Here is a 19,345-nt window from a genome sequence, read left to right on the forward strand (position 1 = left end):
TCGTAGGCTGCCCGCCTATGACGATCCTCGGTATCGGCTTGGACTTGGTGACCATCTCCGAGTTCGCCGAACAGCTCGAACGCGCCGGAACGACCATGCTCAGGGAAAGTTTCACCGCGGGAGAGCGGCGCTACTGCCAGAGCAAAGGCACCGACCCGGCGCGCAGCTACGCGGCGCGGTGGGCGGCGAAAGAGGCGGTGCTCAAAGCATGGGCATCGTCGCGGTTCGCCCGTCGCCCGCAGATCGGGGACAACCCCTATCCGCTGATCGAGGTGGTCAACGACGCGTGGGGCAGGCCGAGCATCAAACTGCACGGCCTGGCCGCGGAATTCCTGCCCCGGGTGCGGGTTCACCTCTCGCTGACGCACGACGGCGACACCGCCGCCGCGATGGTGGTGCTCGAAGACCCGGGCGAACTGGCCGACCTCATCGAAGGGCGCGAGAGCGCCGGTTGAGCCGCGCGGTGGTCCCGGTTCCCGCCGGGACCACCCGTTATCCTTGGCCGCCGGTACGCGATTCCTTTTCCGCGACGAGCAGGTAGGCGACCATCAGCCGCTTGAGCTCGGCGACCGCCTCGGCGCTGCTCTGCTCGTCCTGCACGGAGAAGTTGAGCATCGAATAGACCACGTGCACCAGCACTTCGGCCATCATGGTGCGCCGTGCGCGCGGGGTGCGCGGCGTGAGCGGGCGCAGCATCTGCGATACGACCTCGGCGAACTGCTTCTCGTGGATCGCTCCGGTGGCCCGGGTGGACGGCGTGGACTGCATGGCCAGCCACACCTCTCGCCGGGACGGGTCGGTCATCCAGAGGTTGGCCAGGTGGTCGACGAACTGGTTCATGTGCCGCAACCAGTCCAGTGAGGGAATCTCCCCGTGGAAGTCGGCCAGCTCCTGGGAAACGGCAACCAGATCTCGGCGATTGAGCTCACAGACGATGACGTACTTGTTGGCGAAGAACTGATACAGCGTGCCGATCGGCACCTCAGCCCTGGCCGCCACCTCCTCACAGGTGAACGACTCGAACCCGACCTCGACGAGCAGTTCCCTGGACGCCTGGAGTAGGGCGTCGAACTTTCGTTTGCTGCGTTCCTGCGTCGGCCGGCGTCGCGGCATGAGCTCCTGTGGGTCGTCCTGCAGCTCCAACGCAGGGTCCAGACGGTGCTTCACCCTGGCCTCCGCGCGTACTTCCACGCATCCAGGCTAACGGTAGGCACAAGCGTGCGATACGCGCATCCGCCGTTCGCGTCCAGCTGCCTTGATTTCCGCTACCCATCCGTAACCGATGCGGCATCGAACATATACCGAGCGCGCGTGCATCGCGGCGTGTGTTCCGAGCAGGGGAATCCATGGGGCTCATGGCTTTCGGCAAGCCCGTGAGCTCGGTCAATGCACAGAGGGGAAGGCGTGATCAGTGGTAGCTGAATCTGTGGTGACTCTCGGCGTTTCGACCGAACGCGGTGCCGTGCACGCGGTAGCGCTCGCCGACGGCAGGAAGCTGGCCGATCGGGTGCTGCTGCGCCGGGTCGAGCGAACGGACGGTGACAGTAAGGCGGACGTGGCCGCCGCGGTCGAGACCGCGCTGGACGCCTTGGCCGCGGGGCTGAGCTCGGAGCGGGAAGTCGGTGGGGTGGCGGTCGCCTATCGGGACGCCGCGGAGCGGCGCGCCATCGTCACCCGTTTGGCGGCAGGCCCGTGGCACAGCGCCTCGATGGTCTCGGTGAAATCGGCCCACCTGAGCGTGGCGAGCATGATGACGTGGCTGGACGCCTACGACAACCTCCTGGTGTGCGAGGTGGTGCCCGGGTACCACGCGTTCACCCTGGTCGACCGTGGCCGCCGCCGGGTGCTCGCCGCCGTGGGGCAGATGGGCCGGGCGACGCCGCGGTCGCTGGGCATGGGCGTCACGGCGGCGTGGGATCAGCTCGACGCGGCCGACGCGCGGCCGGACGCGGTGGTGCTGATCGGCTCGGCGGGCGCCGGATCCGCGGTGCTGACGGCGGTCGAGAAATTCGGGGCGCCGGTGATCCCTTGCACCGTGGGCGCTTTCGCCTCCGCCGCGGGCGCGGCGTTGAGCGCGCGGCTGGAGCAGGACTGCTACGCCGGACCGGTGAGCGAGTCGACTCGGGCGCGCGGCGGGGTCGCGGTGTTCGCCGCGGCCGGTGTGCTGGCCAGCGGAATGGTCGTCGGCGGGAGCTACCTGCTGAACGATTCCGAGCAGCCGGTGCCGACCGTCGTGGCGGACGCCCGGATCGAGGGCGCCGGTGCGGTGCATCCGGCCCCGCCGGTCCAACCCGTGGATACCGGGGCGGACGAGTCGTTCGATGGGGGCGCCGATGTCACCACGTCCGGGGTGTGGCTTCCGGAGCAGCGCTCGGGGCATGCCCCGAGGCATCGGCCGTTGCCGCTGGTCGAAGCCGACGCGACAACCGGGCCGGAGCAAGAAGTCCCGGAGCCGCTCGTCCCGGGGACCGGGATTCCGACCGATCGCAAGGTGGGCGCGCCCGACAGTGCGTTGCTGTTCCCCGGTGAGGCTCCACCACCCGCCGTGTTCACCCCGGAGGCCGCGGACTGGTGGGACGAGCACCTTCGTCTGATGGCGCAGTGGGCAGCCCAGCAGGTCTGGCAGGCCTGATCCACCCCCACCTCGGCCCGGCGCCCCTGCGGCGCCGGGCTTTTCGTTGCCCGCTTCGCTACACCGACAGGTCGCGGCGCAGCTTGGCGACGTGGCCGGTGGCGCGGACGTTGTACTGCGCGACGGCGATCTTGCCCTCTTCGTCCACCAGGAAGGTCGAGCGGATGACGCCGACGACCGTCTTGCCGTACATGGTCTTCTCGCCGTACGCGCCCCAGGCGGTGAGCACGGTGCGGTCGGGATCCGACAGCAGCGGGAAGGTCAGTCGCTCCGCGTCGCGGAACTTGGCCAGCTTGGCGGGCTTGTCCGGGGAGATGCCCACGACGTCGATGCCCGCGCCGTCCAAGTCGGCCAGATTGTCGCGGAAGTCGCAGGCTTGCTTGGTGCAGCCGGGCGTGCTCGCGGCGGGGTAGAAGTACACGATCACCTTACGACCGCGGTAATCCGACAGCGAGACGTTCTTGCCGTCGGCGTCGGGGAGCGTGAAGTCGGGAGCGGTGTCGCCCGGGGAGAGTCGTTGGTTGGTGGTCACCTCCAGCACGGTATCCGAAGGTCCGGACCGGAGATCTTCGCGCGGCCGGATAGCGCGGCGTGGCGGCGGATAGACTCGTCCGCGAGCCCCGGGTGCTCTGCGAACGGCCGAACGTGCGGCGTGATTCGTGCACCGGGTGCGGCAATCGACAACAGGAGGGTGGAACGTGGCAAGGGATACCGAGCGGATCGAGCAGGAGATCGAGGCCGCCCGCACTCGGCTGGCGAGCACGCTCGACGAACTCGCGGTACGCGCGGACCCGCATCGCATCGCGGACGACACCAAGCAGATCGTGGTCGCGAAGCTGAACGAGCCGAAGGTGAAGTACAGCCTGATCGGCGCCGCCGCGGTCGTCGTCGGCTTGGTGCTGCTCAAGATCTTCCGCTGAGCTGGAAAAACGACGACACCCGGTGTGGCATTGCCCACCGGGTGTCGTCGTTTCGCGGTCGGTTCAGACCGTCGGGCAGGCGAAGCCGTCGCCGTCGGGATCCAGGTGCGGGCCGAAACCCGGTTCACCGCGGAACAGCGGCGCACGGCCTGCGGCGCGGGCTTCGTCGCAGTTGGCGAAGGCGCCACCGGCCGAACCGGTCTGTGACAGACCGGCCGAGCCGGTCGCGGCGGAGCCGGTGTCGACGGCCGAGGAGCCGGTTCCGGCGGATCCGGACGGAGGGGCGGCTAGGGCGGCGGGAGCCGCGAGAAAGGTCAATCCCGCGACGGCCGCGCTGACGGAGAGCCGGCGAACGTTCATGTATTCCTCTGTGTGGTTGCTGCGGTGGATGGGCGTCCGACCGGACGCCGCATCCACTGTTGTGACGGGCCGCTCTCTTGTCAACCTCGGGGGGACGGAACTAGGGGATTAGGGGATCGCACCCGGTGTTGTCGCTCAGGCGGTCGTACCGGCGCCGCGGATGTGTTCCGCCGGGATGTTTCCCATGCGTCCGGCCTGATAGTCCTCCATCGCTTGGATGATCTCCGCGCGGGTGTTCATCACGAACGGCCCGTACTGCACCACTGGTTCCCGGATCGGCAGTCCGCCGAGCAGCAGGACTTCGAGCGCTCCGGTCCGATTGTCTTGGCGCGCATCGGCTGTCACGCTGATCGCGTCTCCGCGACCGAAGACCGCGAGTTGGCCCTCGGTCAGCGGCCTGCGCTCCCCGCCCACCGTGCCGCTGCCGGAGAGCACGTAGGCCATCGCCGTAAACTCCTGCGGCCACGGTGTTTCGAGGATCCCGCCGGGCGTGATCGACGCGTGGGCGTAGGCGATCGGGGTGTAGGTCGAACCGGGACCGGTGAATCCGCCGACCTCCCCGGCGATGAGCCGGACCAGCGCGCCGCCGTCGTGCGAACTGACCAGCGTCAGTTCGCGAGCGCGCAGGTCCTGGTATCGCGGCGTGGCGAATTTCAGCGCGCGCGGCAGGTTCACCCACAGTTGGATGCCGTGGAACCAGCCGCCCGAGGCGACCATCTCCTCCGGCGGGACTTCGTCGTGCAGGATGCCGGAGCCCGCGGTCATCCATTGGGTGTCGCCTTCGCCGATGACGCCGCCGCCGCCGTGCGAGTCGTGGTGCACCATGGTGCCGTCGAGCATGTAGGTGACCGTCTCGAAGCCGCGGTGCGGATGCCAGGGCGCGCCCTTCGCCTCGTGCGGTTCATAGGCGACCGGGCCCATCTGGTCGAGCAGGATGAAGGGATCCGCCGTGCGCAGATTCATGCTGGGGAACGGCCTGCGCACCTCGAATCCCGCGCCTTCGCGCTGCTTGTGCGCGGTGACCACGTTCCGGACCGGCCGTTGGCGCAAGGTCGCGTCGGGGCGGGGGAGGCGTGGCAGGACCATGATGTCGGGAACGGTGACGGCGGGCATCGGGACCTCCTCAGGAGTTGGTGTCCATGTCAACCAACCGTGACTACACTTCATTCCCATGGTCCGGTGGTTGAGTGACGACGAGCAGGCGACGTGGCAGGCCTACGTGCGGCTGCGCCAGCGTTTGGACGGGGCGATTTCCGCCGGGCTGGCCGAGGACGGCCTGTCCTTGCCGGACTACGAGGTGATGGTGGCGTTGTCGGCGGCCCCGAACGGGTGTCTGCGCGCCAAGGAACTGGCCGCCGAGGTGTGCTGGGAGAAGAGCCGGTTGTCCAAGCATCTGGCCAGGATGGACGCTCGCGGACTGGTCGAGCGGCGGCCGGCCGAGGAGGATGCCCGCGGCATCATCGTGCAGCTCACACCGGAAGGGCGGGTCGCGCTGGAGCGGGCCGCGCCCAATCATGTCGATCTGGTCCGACGCGTCTTCGTGGAGCTGATGACGCCGGGCGAGGCGCGGGCGCTGCGCGCGCTGGCGGACAAAGTGGTCGCCGAGGTGGAGCAGGTGACCGAACTCGGCGCCTGACCGCGGGTTCGTTCTCGGCGCTATCCCGCTTCGGTGTCGTGCCGCCGCCATCGACGCCACCACCGGCGGCGTGGACGCGGCGCGACTCCGCCCTCCGGTGTTCGGGCGGGCACGGTGGATTCGAGGCCGGGCTGTGCACGCTTCGGCCGCGCGGCCGCGCGTGCGTGCCGCCATTGCTCGACGATGTCGTCCGCGTTCACCGGAGCGATCGGGACGAACGGTCCTTCCGGCATCCGCAGCCAGTCCACGATGCGTTTGTTGAGTTCGCTTACGGCGGCCCGCACCTCCCGTTCGCTGATCGCGTCGCGCACGGTCTCGGGCAGGTGCTCGATATCGCGTCGCAGCACCAGCGACGGAGGCAACAGCGCGTCCCCGCTGACCCCTTCGCGACGCAGATACGCGCGCAGCCACCAGTCCTCGTCGGGAGTCGTGCCCGCTCCGGGAATCGGCTTGCCGGTGCCGGGCAGATTGTCGAATTCGCCGCGCTCGGTCGCCTCGCGGATCTGTTTGTCGACCCACGATTCGAAGGTCTGCTTCGGCGGCTTGCGCTCGGTCATCGCGACGGGTAGGTCGGCGGGTGCATGACCTCCACTCTACGGAAGTCCGTAGTAGACGTGGAAAATGTTGAACTGCAACGATTTTCGGTGAAACTCAAGCCCACGGCGTGATCGGCGGCTTCACCCAGAGCAGTTTCTCGTCGGTGTGCTCCCGCCGAGCCGCGGCATGCCGCGGATGACGGGCGGCCCAGTCGTCCTTTTCCGCCAGCAACCGTGCCACCACGGTCCAGGTCTCGTCGGTGCTCGGCGGATTCGTTTCGGCGGCCCTGGCCAGTTTGCGCCGTACCGGCGCGGGCATCGCGAGCACCTCGGAGCCGGTGATGCCACGGTGCCAGAGGTAACTCGCCAGCCGTCGCGCCTTCTCGGCGCGGCTCTTGTCCGCCGCGTCGTTGTGTGCGTAGTCGGTCACGGCCATGTCCCAGGGGTCGCAGGTGTGTCGACCATTATGGCCGCAGCCGAATGTACGTCCGGCCGGTGGCGTGAACCGGCTGAAGCGCAGCAGCCTCCCCATCGATGAATGGGGAGGCTGCGTGGCGGTGTGGCTCAGTACGCGCTGCTGACGTTGTCCATCGAGCCGTAGCGGTGCGCCGCGTAGTTGCAGGCGGCGACGATGTTGGCGACCGGGTCCCAGATGTCGAAGGGCGTGCCCGCGACGTGGTAGGCGGCGAAGGTGGGGTCGATCACCTGGAGCAGGCCCTTGGAGGGAATGCCCATGGCGGCGTTGGAGTCCCACAGGTTGATGGCCTGCGGGTTGCCGGTCGACTCTCGCATGATGTTGCGGTAGATGCCGTTGTAGCTGCCGGGGATGCCGTTCGCCGACATGATGTCGAGCGCCTGACGGATCCAGCCGTCCAGGTTGTCCGGGTAGACCGGCGGAGCCGGGGCGGGGGCGGGCATCGGGGCCGGGACCGGCTCCGGGGCGGGAGCGGGCGCGGGAGCCGGGGCGGGCATCGGCGCGGGGATCGCCTCTGCGGCCGGTGCGGCGACCGGCGCGGCGGCGGCCTCGGGCTGCTGCTCGGCCACCATGGCGATGCGAGACGGGACGCTGTTGTCCGCAACGGACGCCGCGGAGCAGGCGGCCACGGCGACGACACCGGCGGCGGCGAAGCCGACGGTGAGGGTTTCGCGGAGCGAGGGGCGACGAAGGGTGGAAAGGCGTCTGTCAGGCATTGCGAATCGGTTCCTTGATCGGGGACTTATCGATCCGGCCGCGGTTGGGCAGCACGGATCCTGCGGCGTACGCTCGTGGGCGTTCGCCGAAATGGCCATGTGCTGTTGTGGGGTTTTGTTGTGGGGGACGCTGATGTCCCCGGAACGCGACGCTTCGTGCGTGCGGCACCGGATCGCCCTCGCTGGGCTCGGCCGCTTGTCGCGCGAGACTCCGCATCCTCGATACGGAGATACGGGCGGAAGTATGGGATTGCGGGTCCGTTGCCGGATTCCGCTCCGCCGATCACGTGGCGGGCATTGCCTGCCGTGTGATCGTTACCGAATCGGTGTCTACAACTCCTCGGGCTGACCAAACTTCAGGTCGCTTTGTGACCTGATTGCAGAATGGTCACGCATAGTTAACGGAGGGTGAACTGATTCTGAACGGCAAGCGTTGCCGATCTTGGAAAGCCCAGGAGGCGGTTGCCGAATCGTTATCCAAGCTGGGAGTTTGCCGTTAAACCTCTTGTGCTGTACATCACAGAACTTTTCGGGCCTACAGCTGGATTTCGGGGCTCACACGGGCGTATTGCTGTCCGAATTGAGACTGCTGGTGCGATTGGGAAAAAGCCCAGGTCACGGTGATGTCACGGGATATCGGACTGCCGTGAAGACGAGAAAACCGTGCCCTTGCCAGCCGATGACTGACAAGGGCACGGTTTCGTGTTGTGCGCCATCAGGGACTCGAACCCCGAACCCGCTGATTAAGAGTCAGCTGCTCTGCCAATTGAGCTAATGGCGCTTGCTCCGTGTTCCGGTGCGGGACAAACCTTAACAGGCCAGGGCCGCAGAAGTGAAATCGTGTCCTGACCGGCGCGGATGCGCTGCCCTTCCCCGCCGGTAACGCGGGGGTTCGCCGCGTTGATCTAGAGGTGGTAACGCTGCAGTGACGGACATGGTGTTCACATTGGTCCGGACGTGACGCACTGGCAGAATGTCCGATTGTGGTTTCGACCGCCCGCGTACACGGCGGGGTGAGCGGCGTGGCGGTCGGCACGAAGCCATCGGTGTGTCCTGGAGCACCGAGACTTTGAAACGGGGTTGAAATGAGTGTTGGTCGAGGTCGGCACGAGCGCAAGCCGGCCGCGCGATGGTCGCTACGCACGTTCGCGGGACCGGTGATCGTCATCGCGGTCGCCGCGCTGGCAGTGACCGGATGTTCGGCGTCCGACGCCAAGGACGCGGCACAGGTGGCCATCGACCGCAACCCCATCACGGAATTGATCAAGCCCAAGCTGTTGTCGCCGGTGAAGGACGGAGAGGTCGGCGTATCGCCGGGTGTCCCGCTGGCGTTCAAGGTGGAGGACGGCAAGTTCACCAACGTGAGCTTGGTCAGCCCGCAGGGCAAGGCCGTGGAGGGCAAGCTCGCCGCCGACGGGCGGTCGTGGGAGACCGCCGAGGTGCTCGGCTACGGCAAGACCTACCGATTGAAGGCGGACGCGATCGGCCTCGGCGGCGCGAACTCCGCGACGCTGAGCTTCACCACGAGTTCGCCCGGTAACCAGACCAAGCCCTACCTGGTGCCAGGGGAGGCAGAGGTCGTCGGCATCGGCCAGCCGGTGGCCGTCCAGTTCGACGAGAACATTCCGGATCGGAAGGCCGCGCAGGACGCGATCAAGATCACAACGGAGCCGCCGGTGGAGGGCGCGTTCTATTGGGTGAACAACCGTGAGGTGCGCTGGCGGCCGGAGCATTTCTGGGCGCCTGGAACGAAGGTCACCGTCGATGTGAACGTCTACGGGCGCAACCTGGGCAACGGTCTGTACGGGCAGGACAACATCCACTCGTTCTTCACCATCGGTGACGCGATGGTCTTCACCGCCGACGACAACACCAAGCAGGTGACCGTCGAGCTGAACGGTCAGGTGATCCGCACCATGCCGACCTCGATGGGCAAGGACAGCACGCCCACCGACAACGGCGTCTACATCGTGGCCGACCGGCACGAGAAGATCATCATGGACTCCTCGACCTACGGCGTGGCGGTCAACTCGCCCGACGGGTACAAGACGCCGGTGGACTTCGCGACGCGACTGTCCTACAGCGGCATCTTCTTCCACTCGGCGCCGTGGTCGGTCGGTGCGCAGGGATACAGCAACACCAGTCACGGCTGCCTGAATCTCAGCCCGGCGAATGCGCAGTGGGTCTTCCAGAACGCCAAGCGCGGTGACATCACGATCGTGAAGAACACCGTGGGCGGCACCCTGTCCGGGGTGGACGGCCTGGGCGACTGGAACATTCCGTGGCCGGTCTGGAAGGCGGGCAACGCGGAGGACAATCGCTGAGCCGAGGCAGAACGCCGAACGGGCCACCGGAGCGAATCCGGTGGCCCGTTCGGCGTTCAGGGTGCGGTCACGGCAGCATGTTGCAACCCAGTTGGGCGTCGCCCAGGATTGCGATAGCGCTGCCGGTGGCGGCGCACAGCAGCTTGCTGCCCGCCGAACCGGTGCCGGAGGAGCCGGTGGTGGCCAGGCCGCCCGCCGATCCGCTCGACGCCGAGCCGGAGCCGGGCAGCGGGGGTAGTCCGATGCCCGCGACCGCGGTTCCGCTGGATCCGGTGAGGAGGGTGGCGCCTACGAAGGCTGCGATAACCGCGGAACGCATCACGAAGGGTGTCTTTCTGGTCGAACCGGGAAGGCGCCCCAGCGACACCGTCCCACGTGCACCGCAGTCTACGGACGCCCAACGGATTCTGGAGTGGTTTCGTTTCACATCGCGGGGAACGGAAAAGATTGGGGCGCAGTGAAAACCCGTCGAATTCGGCGTTGAGCCGTTCCGTGATGAAAGCCTTCGTCGGATCGACCTTGGCGGGGAAGGGGAGGAATTCGCTGGTCCGGCGTGCGAACCGGCCCCGGGGGACGGTTCGCACGCCGCGACACGTGGGGTGAGCGACGGGACTCGAACCCGCGACAGCCAGGATCACAACCTGGTGCTCTACCAACTGAACTACGCTCACCATCGCCGGTGAAGAACCGGCGGGCTAGATATTAGCGTGTCAACCCGCCCACTCCCTAATCGGCGTTTGGCGAGCCGTTGACCTGCGCCGATTCGGTCCGCTGTTCGGCAGTCTCGGAAACCTCGGCGGCGATCGCGGCGATTTCGGTGGTGGAGGGGCCGGGCGGCGTGACGAACGCGGTACGCCGGTAGTACTCGAGTTCCCGGATGGACTCCTGGATGTCGGCCAAGGCGCGATGGCTCAGGCCCTTCTCCGGCTGGCCGAAGTAGATGCGCGGGTACCAGCGGCGGCACAGCTCCTTGATCGAGCTCACGTCGACCATCCGGTAGTGCAGGTGCGCATCCAGCAGCGGCATGTCCCTGGCGATGAAACCGCGGTCGGTGGCGATCGAGTTGCCGGCCAGCGGCACGGTGCGCGGGGTGGGGATGTACTGGCGGATGTAATCGAGCACGCGCTGCTCGGCCTCTTCGAGGGTGACGGTGGAGCGGCGGACCTCGTCGGTCAGCCCGGACCGCGCGTGCATCTCGGCGACCACCGCGGGCATCGCGGCCAGCGCGTCGTCGTCGGCGTGGATGACGATGTCCACGCCCTCGCCGAGGATGTTGAGATCGCTGTCGGTCACGAGCGCGGCCACCTCGATCAGCTTGTCGCTGTCCAAGCGCAAGCCGGTCATCTCGCAATCCATCCACACCATGTATTTGTCGGACACCCGTGCAACATTAGCCGGGCGGGAGCCCCGGTCACGCGATACGGCTCGGCAACCATGAAGCAGCCGATACGGACATGGATCCGACCGGCGGCGATACAGTTTCTCCAGATCGGCACGCTGAGTTATCGGTGCGGCGGCAAACAGTCAGTGAAGCAGTCCCAGCCGAGTCAGGACGGAGACGTGCGATGACCACCCCGCAAGAGAAGGCGGCCGCGGCGCGCAGAGCGGCCGACGAGGCGGCGCGGATCGCGGCGGCGGCCTCCGCCGCCGCGGAGGCCGCGGAACGCGAACTGGCCGAGCAGACAGCGGGCGGAGCCGGTTCGGTCGCGGCACGGGACGAACCGGCCGAAGGCTCGACCGCCGCACAAGAGATCGCCGCGGGCTACGCGTTCGAGGGCGCCGCGCTGGATCTGGGCGCCGTCGTGGTCGACGGAACGGTGGATCCCGGCGCACATGTCCGTATCCCGATGCGGATGATGAACCGGCACGGTTTGGTCGCGGGCGCGACCGGCACGGGAAAGACGAAGACCCTCCAGGGCATCGCGGAGCAGCTGTCGAGCGCCGGGGTTCCGGTGGTGCTGGCCGACATCAAAGGCGACCTGTCCGGTTTGGCCGAACCGGGCAGATTCGGCGAAAGGCTCGCCGCGCGCATCGCGGAGACCGGCGCCGACTGGTCGCCGACCGGCTTTCCCACCGAGTTCGTCTCGTTGGGCACCGGTGGGCTGGGACTTCCGATTCGCGCGACGATCAGCTCGTTCGGCCCGGTGCTGCTGAGCAAGGTGCTCGGGCTGAACGAGACGCAGGAATCCACCCTCGGCCTGATCTTCCACTGGGCGGACCGCAACGGCCTCGCGCTGCTGGACCTGAAGGACCTGCGCGCCGTGATCACCCATCTGACCAGCCCCGAAGGGAAAGCGGACCTGAAGGGTATCGGCGGTGTTTCCGCAGCCACTGCGGGGGTGATCCTGCGTGCCTTGGCGAATCTGGAGGCGGACGGCGGCGACACGTTCTTCGGCGAGCCCGAACTCGACCCGGCCGACCTGGTGCGGGTGGTGGACGGGAAAGGGATGATCACGCTCTTCGAGCTGGGTGCGGCGGCGGCACGGCCGGTGATGTTCTCGACGTTCTTGATGTGGGTACTGGCCGACCTGTTCCAGACCCTGCCGGAGGTCGGCGACGTGGACGAGCCCGAACTGGTCTTCATCTTCGACGAGGCCCACCTGCTGTTCTCCGGCGCGTCGAAGGCGTTCCTGGATCAGGTGGAGCAGACCGTGAAACTGATCCGGTCCAAGGGGGTGGGCGTGTTCTTCTGCACCCAGCTGTCCACTGACATCCCGAATCCGGTGCTGTCCCAGCTCGGCGCACGCATCCAGCACGCACTGCGCGCGTTCACCCCCGACGACCAGAAGGCGCTGGCCAAGACCGTCCGCACCTTCCCCAGGACCGGCTGCTACGACTTGGAACAGGCGTTGACCTCGCTCGGCACGGGAGAGGCGATCGTGACGGTGCTCTCCGAACAGGGCGCGCCGACGCCGGTGGCCTGGACCAGGATGCGGCCGCCCCGGTCGCTGATGGACACCATCGGCGCGGACGCGATCCGATCGCGGGCCCTGTCCAGCTCGCTGGCCTCCAAGTACGCCCGGACCATCGACCGGGAATCGGCCTACGAACTGCTGGCCGCGAAGGTGGCCGAGGCCGCGCGGGAACCGGAACCGGCGCCCGTCCCCGGCCGTGGCACGACCCCTACGGAGGAATCCGCCGCGGAGCGGATCATGCGCAATCCCGCGGTGCGCGGCTTCCTGCGCTCGGCCGCCACCGCGGCGGGGCGCGAGATCACCCGCAGCCTGTTCGGCACCAGGCGCCGCTGATCGCGGCGGGCCGCACGCGGCTCATCCGACCTCGCGGGCGAGCAGGTCCGCGGTCGTTTCCCTGCGTACCAGTTCACGGGCGTGACCGTGGTGAACGGCGATGATCGGCGGCCGCCCGACACTGTTGTAGGACGAGGCCAGGCTGTGGTGGTAGGCGCCGGTGCACGGCATCGCGAGCACCTCGCCGGGACGCAGGTCGGCGGGCAGTCGCACGTCGGCGGCGAGGATGTCGCCCGCCTCACAGAAGCGACCGGCGACCGTCGCGGTCATCTGCGGACCGCACGGATGACGGTTGGCGACGACGACGTCGTAGCGCGCGCCGTAGAGCGCGACGCGCGGGTTGTCGCTCATCCCGCCGTCCACGGTGACGTAGGTGTGCCCGCCTTCGATGTGCTTGATCGACAGCACCCGGTACAGCGTCACCCCGGCCCGAGCGACGATGGCGCGGCCGGGTTCCAACGCGAGGACCGGGCGCGGGAAGTGGTGACGGGCGCAGGCGGCGTCGAGGGCGTCCTCCAGGATGTCGGCGAGTTCGGCGAGGTTCATTTCGGCGTCACCGCCGCGATAGGCCACCGCGTGACCGCCGCCCAGATCCAGCTGGGTCAAGACGACGCCGTGGTCGTGCCGCACCTGCGCCATGGCGCCGACCATGCGCCGCACCGCCTCGCCGTAGTGGTCGGGGTTGTCGATCTGCGAGCCCAGGTGGCAGTGGAAGCCGACCAGGTCGAGGTTCGGCCGGCGCAGTACCCGGTCGATCGCCTCGGCGGCCGAATCGCTGCCGAGCGGGAAGCCGAACTTCTGGTCGTGCACTCCGGTGCGCACGGCGGGATGACCGTGGACATCGATGCCGGGGGACAGCCGCAGCAGTACCTGTTGCCGCGTCGTGGCCAGGGCGGACAACAGCGTGATCTCGGTGTGCGAGTCGATCACGATCCGGCCGACCCCGCTGCGCACGGCGGCGGCCAGTTCGTCGAACGACTTCCCGTTGCCGTGCAGGACGATGCGCGGGGGGTCCACACCGGCCGCCAGCGCGACGGCCAGTTCACCCGCCGAGCACACGTCCACCGAGAGCCCTTCGCGGGTAACCCATTCCAGCACCGCCCGGATCATCAGGGCCTTGCCCGCGTAGATGATCTCGGCCTCGGGGAAAGCCTTGCGGTAGGCCCGGCAACGGGACCGCACCTCCTGCTCGTCCAGGACATAGGTGGGCGTCCCGTACTGATCGGCGATATCGGCGAGGGCGACGCCGCCGAGGGTGATCGCGCCGTCGCCGTCGTAGTGCGTCTCCCGCGGCCAGACCGCGGCATCCAGGCGTGCAGGTGATCCCGACCGCAATGACGGGAGGATGTCGAGCAGCGTCACGATGTTCTCCTGGGTCGTCCCCGCTTTCTCTGATTGCGGGGCCGATGCCAGGACTACGCCGGGTACCGGGCGGGTGGGCGAGTCATTTGCGGATCCTTGACCACCCGGTATCGCTTCTTGACAGGTCGCTGACGCGGTGGGCTCAGCTGCCGAGTTTCTTGTAGAACGCGCCCGCGATGGGTGCGGTGACCGCGCGCGGGCCGTACTGTCCTGCCACGCTCATCCCCTTGCTGATCAGGCCGGGAACCACGCGCATCTTGTTGCGGGCGAGCGCGTCGATGGACACCTTGGCGGTGGACTCCGAGGACACCCACATGAAGTCGGGCACCATCCGGTCGACGATGGAGGCATCGGCGGGGTCCGGGGTCTCGGTGCGGACCGGGCCGGGCGCCAGCAGGGTGACGTGCACCCCGGAGCCCTTCAGCTCGCCGCGCAGCGATTCGGAGAAGGTGTTGGCGAACGCCTTGCTCGCGGCATAGGTGGCGTTGTTCGGGATCGGCATGTTGCCCGCGGCCGAGCCGCTGATCAGGATGCCGCCGCTGCCGCGGGCGAGCATGCCGGGCAGCACCGCCAGCGTCAGATCGTGCACGGCGACGGCGTTGAGCTCCATCTGCGCGCGCTCGTAGGCCGGGTCGAGTTCGGCGATCGCGCCGAAGGTCGCGATGCCCGCGTTGTTGCACAAGATGGCGATCTCGCGGGTCGCCAGTTCTTTCACCAGCACACCGCGCTGCTCGCGGTCGGCCAGGTCGACCGCGCGCACCTCGGCGGTGATGCCGTGGGCCAGGGTCAGCCGCTGCGCGAGCTCGGTGAGCAGCTCCTCGCGGCGGGCGACCAGGATCAGCGAGTAGCCGCGAGCGGCGAGTTCGGCGGCGAGCGCGGTGCCGATGCCGGAGGAGGCGCCGGTGACTACCGCGCGGTTCTCGGAGGTGGGGGAGGGCAGGCTCACCCGATGCAGCCTAGGCGACGCGGCACGGTGGTCCGCGTCAGAGCCGTGCGGCCAGCCGCGTGCCCTGGTCGATGGCGCGTTTGGCGTCCAGTTCGGCGGCGAGTTCGGCGCCGCCGATGAGGTGCGGGCTGACTCCGGCGGCGCGCAGCGGCGCTTCCAGGTCGCGCACGGATTCCTGGCCCGCGCAGACGACGATGTTGTCGACCGGGATCACCTGGGGCCGTTGCCGTTTCTCGCCGAAGCTGATGTGCAGGCCGTTGTCGTCGATGCGTTCGTAGTTGACGCCGCCGATCTGCTCGACGCCCTTGGCCTTCAGCGCGGCCCGATGCACCCATCCGGAGGTCTTGCCCAGGTCCTTGCCGAAGGGGCTGGTCTTGCGTTGCAGCAGTACGACTTCACGCGCCGCGGGAGCGGGCCTCGGTGTGGTGAGCTGTCCGGGGACCTGCTCGTCGTCGGAGGTGACGCCCCACTCTTCCTTCCATTCGTCCAGCTTGAGCGCGGGATGCCCGTCCACGGTGAGGAATTCGCCGACGTCGTAGCCGATGCCGCCCGCGCCGATCACGGCGACGCGCTTGCCGACGGGCTTCTCCTCGCGCACCAGTTCGGCGTAGGACAGCACCATGGGGTGGTCGATACCGGGGATGTCGGGGATCCGCGGCTGTACGCCGGTGGCGAGCACCACTTCGTCGTAGCCTCCCGCGATGAGTTCGTCCGCGCCCACCCGCTTGTTCAGGTGCACCGTGACGCCGGTGAGTTCGAGCATCCGGGTGTAGTACCGGATCGACTCGCTGAATTCCTCTTTGCCCGGGATGCGCCGGGCGATGTCGAACTGTCCGCCGATCTTGTCGTCGGCCTCGAACAACTCGACGCGGTGGCCGCGTTCGGCGAGGTTCACCGCCGCCGAGAGCCCGGCCGGGCCCGCGCCGACCACGGCGATGCGCTTGCTGCGGCGGGTCGGCAGCAGCTTCAGCTCGGTCTCGTGCCCGGCGCGCGGGTTGAGCAGGCAGGACACGGTCTTGTGCTGGAAGGCGTGGTCGAGGCACGCCTGATTGCACGCGATGCAGGTGTTGATCTCGTCGGCGCGATCCTGCGCGGCCTTGTTCACCCACTCCGGATCGGTGAGGAACGGACGGGCCAGCGAAATCAGCTGCGCGTCACCGCGGGTCAGGATCTCCTCGGCCACCTCGGGCATGTTGATCCGGTTGGAGGCGCACACGGGAATGTTCACCCGCGCGGTGATCTTCGCGGTGAATTCGACGAAGGCGGCGCGGGGCACCGAGGTCACGATGGTGGGCACGCGCGCCTCGTGCCAGCCGATATCGGTGTTCAGGATGTTCACCCCTGCGGCTTCGAGTTCCGTGGCGAGCGCGAGGATCTCGTCGAAGGTCTGTCCCTTCTCCACGAGCTCGGCCATCGACAATCGGAACACGATGATGAAGTCCGGGCCGACCGCGGCGCGGGTGCGTCGCACGATCTCCACCGCGATCCGGCGCCGGTTCTCCGGGGAGCCGCCCCACGCGTCGGTGCGCTTGTTGGTGCGCGGCGCGAGGAACTGGTTGATGAAATAGCCTTCACCGCCCATGATCTCGCAGCCGTCGTAGCCTGCGAACTGGGCGAGCTGCGCGCAGCGGGCATAGTCGTCGATGGTGCGCTCGATGCCTTTCGCCGACAGCGCGCGCGGCCGGAACGGGTTGATCGGCGCCTTGATGGACGACGCGGACACACTGCCGGGCATGTAGGAGTAGCGACCGGCGTGCAGGATCTGGATGGCGATCTTGCCGCCGTGCTCGTGCACCGCCTTGGTGATGGTGCGGTGCCGGTACGCCTCGGTCTTGTTGGTCAGCTTGGCGCCGAAAGGCAGCAGCCAGCCCGCGCGATTCGGCGCGTAACCGCCGGTGATGATCAGGCCGACGCCGCCGCGTGCGCGTTCGGCGAAGTAGGCGGCCAGTTTGTTGGTGTCCCAGGCGCGGTCCTCCAGCCCGGTGTGCATCGACCCCATCACCACGCGATTGCGCAGGGTGGTGAAGCCGAGGTCCAGCGGCTCGAACAAGTGGGGGAAGGAGCTCATGGGTGTGCTCGCCTTTCTCCGTCCGCGTGCGGGGCTGTCGCGCGCGGGTGCAGTGCTTGCAGAACTTCGTCGCACCATTCGACGAATCCCGACTCCACGCGGATGCCCGCGCGCAGGACGAGGTACTGGTGCAGAGCCGTCCCGGCGAGCCGGTCGGGGGCGGGGAAGTCGCGCTTCTCGATGTGCCGGTACAGCTCGAGGCTCCGTGCGTGCTGGTCGCGGTGGCGGGCCACCTCGGCGCACAACGCGGTGATGTCGCCGTATGCCGCGGCGCGGATCTTCACGGCGAGTTCATTGCGCGGGGTCGCGGAATCGCTCGGCGCGGCGATCCAGCGGGCGAGTTCCGCGCGCCCCATCTCGCTCACCGAGTAGACCTTCTTGTCCGGCCTGCCCTCTTGGACCACCGTCTCGCCGTCGACCCAGCCGGACTCCTCCATGCGCTTGAGCACGCGATAGATCTGCTGGTGGGTCGCGCTCCAGAAGTAGCCGATGGATTTGTCGAAGCGGCGCGCCAGCTCGTATCCCGAGCCGGCGCGCTCGGTCAGCGATACCAGCAACGCGTGCTCGAGTGCCATGCGGCGAGGATAGCCGTGACACTCGGTACTATGCAACTAGGTGCATAAGAATCCTCCGTCTGCGTCGCGGCCGGACCCGATTTCGGCCGGACTCGGAGCCGTCTCGCGCATTAAGCTGCGCGACATGACCGAGGTGAACGCCCGGGAGACGGTCGGGCAGGCTGCCGGGCGCGGGCAAGTGGTGGCGTGGGGGTTCTGGGATTGGGGGTCTTCGGCATTCAACGCCGTGATCCTCACCTTCGTCTTCTCGGTGTATCTCACCGACAAGGTCGGCGACGATCTGCCCGGCGGTGTCTCCGCCAGCGCGTGGCTGGGGTGGGCGCTGGGCAGCGCGGGCCTGATCGTGGCGTTGACCGCGCCGATCAGCGGACAGCGCTTCGACGCGTCGGCGAAACGCAAGGGCTCGCTCGGCGTGCTGACCGCGCTGACCATCGCGGCGATGACGCTGATGTTCTTCGTGCACGACGACTACCACGACCTGTGGTTCGGCCTGGCGCTGCTGGCGTTCGCGTCTGCCTGCTTCGAACTGGCGAACGTGCCGTACAACGCGATGCTGCGGCAGGTGTCCACGCCCGAGACCGTCGGCCGAGTCTCCGGATTCGGCTGGGCGATGGGCTATTTCGGCGGCATCTTCCTGCTGCTGATCTGCTACTTCGGCTTCATCGCCGGCGAGGGCGACAACCGCGGGCTGCTCGGCGTGCCCACCGATGAGGGACTCAACATCCGCCTGGTCGCCGTACTGGCCGCCGTCTGGTTCGCGGCCTTCGCGCTGCCGGTGCTGTTCGCGGTTCCCGAACTGCCGCGGACGGACGCCGATCCCGGCGCGGCGAGCGCGGGATTCCTCGGCTCCTACCGGGTGCTGGGGCGCGACTTGCGCGAACTGTGGCGCGCCGATCGGCGCACGGTCGGCTTCCTGGTGGCCAGCGCCGTCTTCCGGGACGGTCTCGCCGGGGTGTTCACCTTCGGTGCGGTGCTCGCCGTGCGCGTCTACGGCATTGCCGACTCGGATGTGTTGCTGTTCGGCATAGCCGCCAATGTGGTCGCGGCGCTGGGCGCGATCGTGGCTGGTCGTTTCGACGACCGAGCCGGGCCGAAGGTGGTCATCGTGGTGTCGCTGGCCGCCATGCTGGTGTGCGGGCTGGCGCTGCTGGTGGTGTCCGGCCCGCTGATGTTCTGGATCTTCGGCTTGCTGCTCACCGTCTTCGTCGGTCCCGCGCAGGCGGCGGCGCGCTCGTTCCTGGCCCGCCTCGCGCCGCCCGGCCGCGAGGGGCAGCTCTTCGGCTTGTACACCACCACCGGGCGGGCGGTGTCGTTCCTCGCGCCGAGTCTGTTCGGCCTGTTCGTCTGGCTGTTCGACGCGGACCGGGCGGGCATCGCGGGGCTGCTGGTCGTGCTCGCGGCCGGGCTCGCGGTGCTGCTGCCGGTGCGCTCGCCGGACCCCGCGCCCGCACGCGGCCGGGCCGAGGCGCCGCGGCCCGCCGAGTGAGGGGGTTCAGCGCTGCTTCGGCGGCCGCCAGCCGCCCATGCCGAGCGCGATCAATCGCATC

Annotated in this window: 20 protein-coding genes and 2 tRNA genes; 7 read left to right on the plus strand and 15 right to left on the minus strand. The window is 68.3% G+C overall.

The window, feature by feature from the left end; translation table 11 throughout:
• The first annotated feature begins 17 nt into the window (after positions 1-17).
• A complete protein-coding gene (gene acpS / locus ON21_RS06710) occupies positions 18-455 on the plus strand; it encodes a holo-ACP synthase AcpS (protein WP_039796489.1) in 438 nt (145 codons plus the stop codon).
• Between the two features lie 37 nt (positions 456-492).
• Here acpS and ON21_RS06715 read toward each other — a convergent pair whose 3' ends face one another.
• Positions 493-1,113 carry a TetR/AcrR family transcriptional regulator gene (locus ON21_RS06715; RefSeq protein ID WP_245562492.1) on the minus strand — a complete coding sequence of 207 codons (621 nt, stop codon included), beginning with the start codon at positions 1,111-1,113 and terminating at the stop codon, positions 493-495.
• A gap of 298 nt (positions 1,114-1,411) precedes the next feature.
• Here ON21_RS06715 and ON21_RS06720 point away from each other — a divergent pair, with 298 nt between their 5' ends.
• Positions 1,412-2,632, plus strand: a complete 1,221-nt coding sequence (locus tag ON21_RS06720) for a DUF7159 family protein (protein ID WP_157170746.1) — start codon at positions 1,412-1,414, stop codon at positions 2,630-2,632.
• Positions 2,633-2,690: 58 nt separating this feature from the next.
• Here ON21_RS06720 and bcp read toward each other — a convergent pair whose 3' ends face one another.
• On the minus strand, positions 2,691-3,164 hold the full coding sequence (gene bcp, locus ON21_RS06725; protein ID WP_039796535.1) for a thioredoxin-dependent thiol peroxidase: 474 nt from the start codon (positions 3,162-3,164) through the stop codon (positions 2,691-2,693).
• A gap of 166 nt (positions 3,165-3,330) precedes the next feature.
• Between bcp and ON21_RS06730 the strand changes: the two genes are divergently transcribed.
• Positions 3,331-3,552 (plus strand): DUF3618 domain-containing protein, encoded by a 222-nt coding sequence (locus tag ON21_RS06730; protein WP_039796491.1) that lies wholly within the window; start codon positions 3,331-3,333, stop codon positions 3,550-3,552.
• A 63-nt stretch (positions 3,553-3,615) separates the two neighbouring features.
• Here the strand turns inward: ON21_RS06730 and ON21_RS06735 are convergent, their stop codons facing one another.
• Complete coding sequence (locus ON21_RS06735) at positions 3,616-3,912, minus strand: excalibur calcium-binding domain-containing protein (protein ID WP_039796492.1); 297 nt, start codon at positions 3,910-3,912, stop codon at positions 3,616-3,618.
• Positions 3,913-4,047: 135 nt separating this feature from the next.
• On the minus strand, positions 4,048-5,025 hold the full coding sequence (locus ON21_RS06740; protein WP_039796493.1) for a pirin family protein: 978 nt from the start codon (positions 5,023-5,025) through the stop codon (positions 4,048-4,050).
• Positions 5,026-5,095: 70 nt separating this feature from the next.
• Here ON21_RS06740 and ON21_RS06745 point away from each other — a divergent pair, with 70 nt between their 5' ends.
• Positions 5,096-5,548 carry a MarR family winged helix-turn-helix transcriptional regulator gene (locus tag ON21_RS06745; protein WP_373281108.1) on the plus strand — a complete coding sequence of 151 codons (453 nt, stop codon included), beginning with the start codon at positions 5,096-5,098 and terminating at the stop codon, positions 5,546-5,548.
• A 20-nt stretch (positions 5,549-5,568) separates the two neighbouring features.
• Here the strand turns inward: ON21_RS06745 and ON21_RS06750 are convergent, their stop codons facing one another.
• The 4 genes from ON21_RS06750 to ON21_RS06765 form a co-directional block, all read right to left on the minus strand.
• On the minus strand, positions 5,569-6,105 hold the full coding sequence (locus ON21_RS06750) for a DnaJ family domain-containing protein (protein WP_039796496.1): 537 nt from the start codon (positions 6,103-6,105) through the stop codon (positions 5,569-5,571).
• Between the two features lie 94 nt (positions 6,106-6,199).
• Positions 6,200-6,520, minus strand: coding sequence for a hypothetical protein (locus ON21_RS06755; protein WP_039796497.1), 321 nt, complete (start codon positions 6,518-6,520; stop codon positions 6,200-6,202).
• A gap of 128 nt (positions 6,521-6,648) precedes the next feature.
• Complete coding sequence (locus ON21_RS06760; RefSeq protein ID WP_039796499.1) at positions 6,649-7,275, minus strand: transglycosylase SLT domain-containing protein; 627 nt, start codon at positions 7,273-7,275, stop codon at positions 6,649-6,651.
• 708 nt (positions 7,276-7,983) lie between these two features.
• Positions 7,984-8,056, minus strand: a tRNA-Lys gene (locus tag ON21_RS06765).
• Between the two features lie 304 nt (positions 8,057-8,360).
• Between ON21_RS06765 and ON21_RS06770 the strand changes: the two genes are divergently transcribed.
• A complete protein-coding gene (locus ON21_RS06770; RefSeq protein WP_039796500.1) occupies positions 8,361-9,599 on the plus strand; it encodes a L,D-transpeptidase in 1,239 nt (412 codons plus the stop codon).
• 67 nt (positions 9,600-9,666) lie between these two features.
• Here ON21_RS06770 and ON21_RS06775 read toward each other — a convergent pair whose 3' ends face one another.
• The 3 genes from ON21_RS06775 to orn all read right to left on the minus strand — a co-directional run bounded on the left by ON21_RS06775 (position 9,667) and on the right by orn (position 10,964).
• Positions 9,667-9,918: a hypothetical protein gene (locus ON21_RS06775; protein WP_039796501.1), complete on the minus strand. Its 252-nt coding sequence runs from the start codon at positions 9,916-9,918 to the stop codon at positions 9,667-9,669.
• 276 nt (positions 9,919-10,194) lie between these two features.
• Positions 10,195-10,270, minus strand: a tRNA-His gene (locus tag ON21_RS06780).
• A 55-nt stretch (positions 10,271-10,325) separates the two neighbouring features.
• Entirely contained in the window at positions 10,326-10,964 is a 639-nt protein-coding gene (orn, locus tag ON21_RS06785; RefSeq protein ID WP_373281109.1) for an oligoribonuclease, read from the minus strand.
• Between the two features lie 200 nt (positions 10,965-11,164).
• Here orn and ON21_RS06790 point away from each other — a divergent pair, with 200 nt between their 5' ends.
• Positions 11,165-12,847 (plus strand): helicase HerA-like domain-containing protein, encoded by a 1,683-nt coding sequence (locus ON21_RS06790; protein WP_039796505.1) that lies wholly within the window; start codon positions 11,165-11,167, stop codon positions 12,845-12,847.
• Positions 12,848-12,868: 21 nt separating this feature from the next.
• Here the strand turns inward: ON21_RS06790 and lysA are convergent, their stop codons facing one another.
• The 4 genes from lysA to ON21_RS06810 form a co-directional block, all read right to left on the minus strand.
• Positions 12,869-14,209 carry a diaminopimelate decarboxylase gene (gene lysA / locus ON21_RS06795; RefSeq protein ID WP_039796507.1) on the minus strand — a complete coding sequence of 447 codons (1,341 nt, stop codon included), beginning with the start codon at positions 14,207-14,209 and terminating at the stop codon, positions 12,869-12,871.
• A gap of 142 nt (positions 14,210-14,351) precedes the next feature.
• Positions 14,352-15,155 (minus strand): mycolate reductase, encoded by an 804-nt coding sequence (gene cmrA / locus ON21_RS06800; RefSeq protein ID WP_039796509.1) that lies wholly within the window; start codon positions 15,153-15,155, stop codon positions 14,352-14,354.
• A 37-nt stretch (positions 15,156-15,192) separates the two neighbouring features.
• Positions 15,193-17,223, minus strand: coding sequence for an NADPH-dependent 2,4-dienoyl-CoA reductase (locus ON21_RS06805; RefSeq protein WP_039796511.1), 2,031 nt, complete (start codon positions 17,221-17,223; stop codon positions 15,193-15,195).
• Entirely contained in the window at positions 17,220-17,798 is a 579-nt protein-coding gene (locus ON21_RS06810; RefSeq protein WP_039796513.1) for a PadR family transcriptional regulator, read from the minus strand. The genes ON21_RS06805 and ON21_RS06810 overlap by 4 nt, the downstream gene beginning before the upstream one ends.
• A 124-nt stretch (positions 17,799-17,922) precedes the next feature.
• On the opposite strand from ON21_RS06810, the gene ON21_RS06815 reads away from it, so the two are divergent.
• A complete protein-coding gene (locus tag ON21_RS06815) occupies positions 17,923-19,284 on the plus strand; it encodes an MFS transporter (protein WP_039796515.1) in 1,362 nt (453 codons plus the stop codon).
• Positions 19,285-19,345 lie beyond the last annotated feature (61 nt).

The organism is Nocardia araoensis NBRC 100135 (assembly GCF_000308435.1).
In the GTDB taxonomy this organism is placed as follows: Bacteria; Actinomycetota; Actinomycetes; order Mycobacteriales; family Mycobacteriaceae; genus Nocardia; species Nocardia araoensis.

Bases quoted from the DNA above. Each gene is read 5' to 3' on its own strand.
- ON21_RS06715 (WP_245562492.1), bottom strand. From the start codon at position 1,113: ATGCCGCGACGCCGGCCGACGCAGGAACGCAGCAAACGAAAGTTCGAC.
- ON21_RS06770 (WP_039796500.1), top strand. From the start codon at position 8,361: ATGAGTGTTGGTCGAGGTCGGCACGAGCGCAAGCCGGCCGCGCGATGG.
- ON21_RS06755 (WP_039796497.1), bottom strand. From the start codon at position 6,520: ATGGCCGTGACCGACTACGCACACAACGACGCGGCGGACAAGAGCCGC.
- ON21_RS06735 (WP_039796492.1), bottom strand. From the start codon at position 3,912: ATGAACGTTCGCCGGCTCTCCGTCAGCGCGGCCGTCGCGGGATTGACC.
- ON21_RS06740 (WP_039796493.1), bottom strand. From the start codon at position 5,025: ATGCCCGCCGTCACCGTTCCCGACATCATGGTCCTGCCACGCCTCCCC.
- ON21_RS06775 (WP_039796501.1), bottom strand. From the start codon at position 9,918: ATGCGTTCCGCGGTTATCGCAGCCTTCGTAGGCGCCACCCTCCTCACC.
- ON21_RS06810 (WP_039796513.1), bottom strand. From the start codon at position 17,798: ATGGCACTCGAGCACGCGTTGCTGGTATCGCTGACCGAGCGCGCCGGC.
- acpS (WP_039796489.1), top strand. From the start codon at position 18: ATGACGATCCTCGGTATCGGCTTGGACTTGGTGACCATCTCCGAGTTC.
- ON21_RS06805 (WP_039796511.1), bottom strand. From the start codon at position 17,223: ATGAGCTCCTTCCCCCACTTGTTCGAGCCGCTGGACCTCGGCTTCACC.
- ON21_RS06815 (WP_039796515.1), top strand. From the start codon at position 17,923: ATGACCGAGGTGAACGCCCGGGAGACGGTCGGGCAGGCTGCCGGGCGC.
- ON21_RS06750 (WP_039796496.1), bottom strand. From the start codon at position 6,105: ATGACCGAGCGCAAGCCGCCGAAGCAGACCTTCGAATCGTGGGTCGAC.
- ON21_RS06760 (WP_039796499.1), bottom strand. From the start codon at position 7,275: ATGCCTGACAGACGCCTTTCCACCCTTCGTCGCCCCTCGCTCCGCGAA.
- ON21_RS06790 (WP_039796505.1), top strand. From the start codon at position 11,165: ATGACCACCCCGCAAGAGAAGGCGGCCGCGGCGCGCAGAGCGGCCGAC.
- orn (WP_373281109.1), bottom strand. From the start codon at position 10,964: ATGGTGTGGATGGATTGCGAGATGACCGGCTTGCGCTTGGACAGCGAC.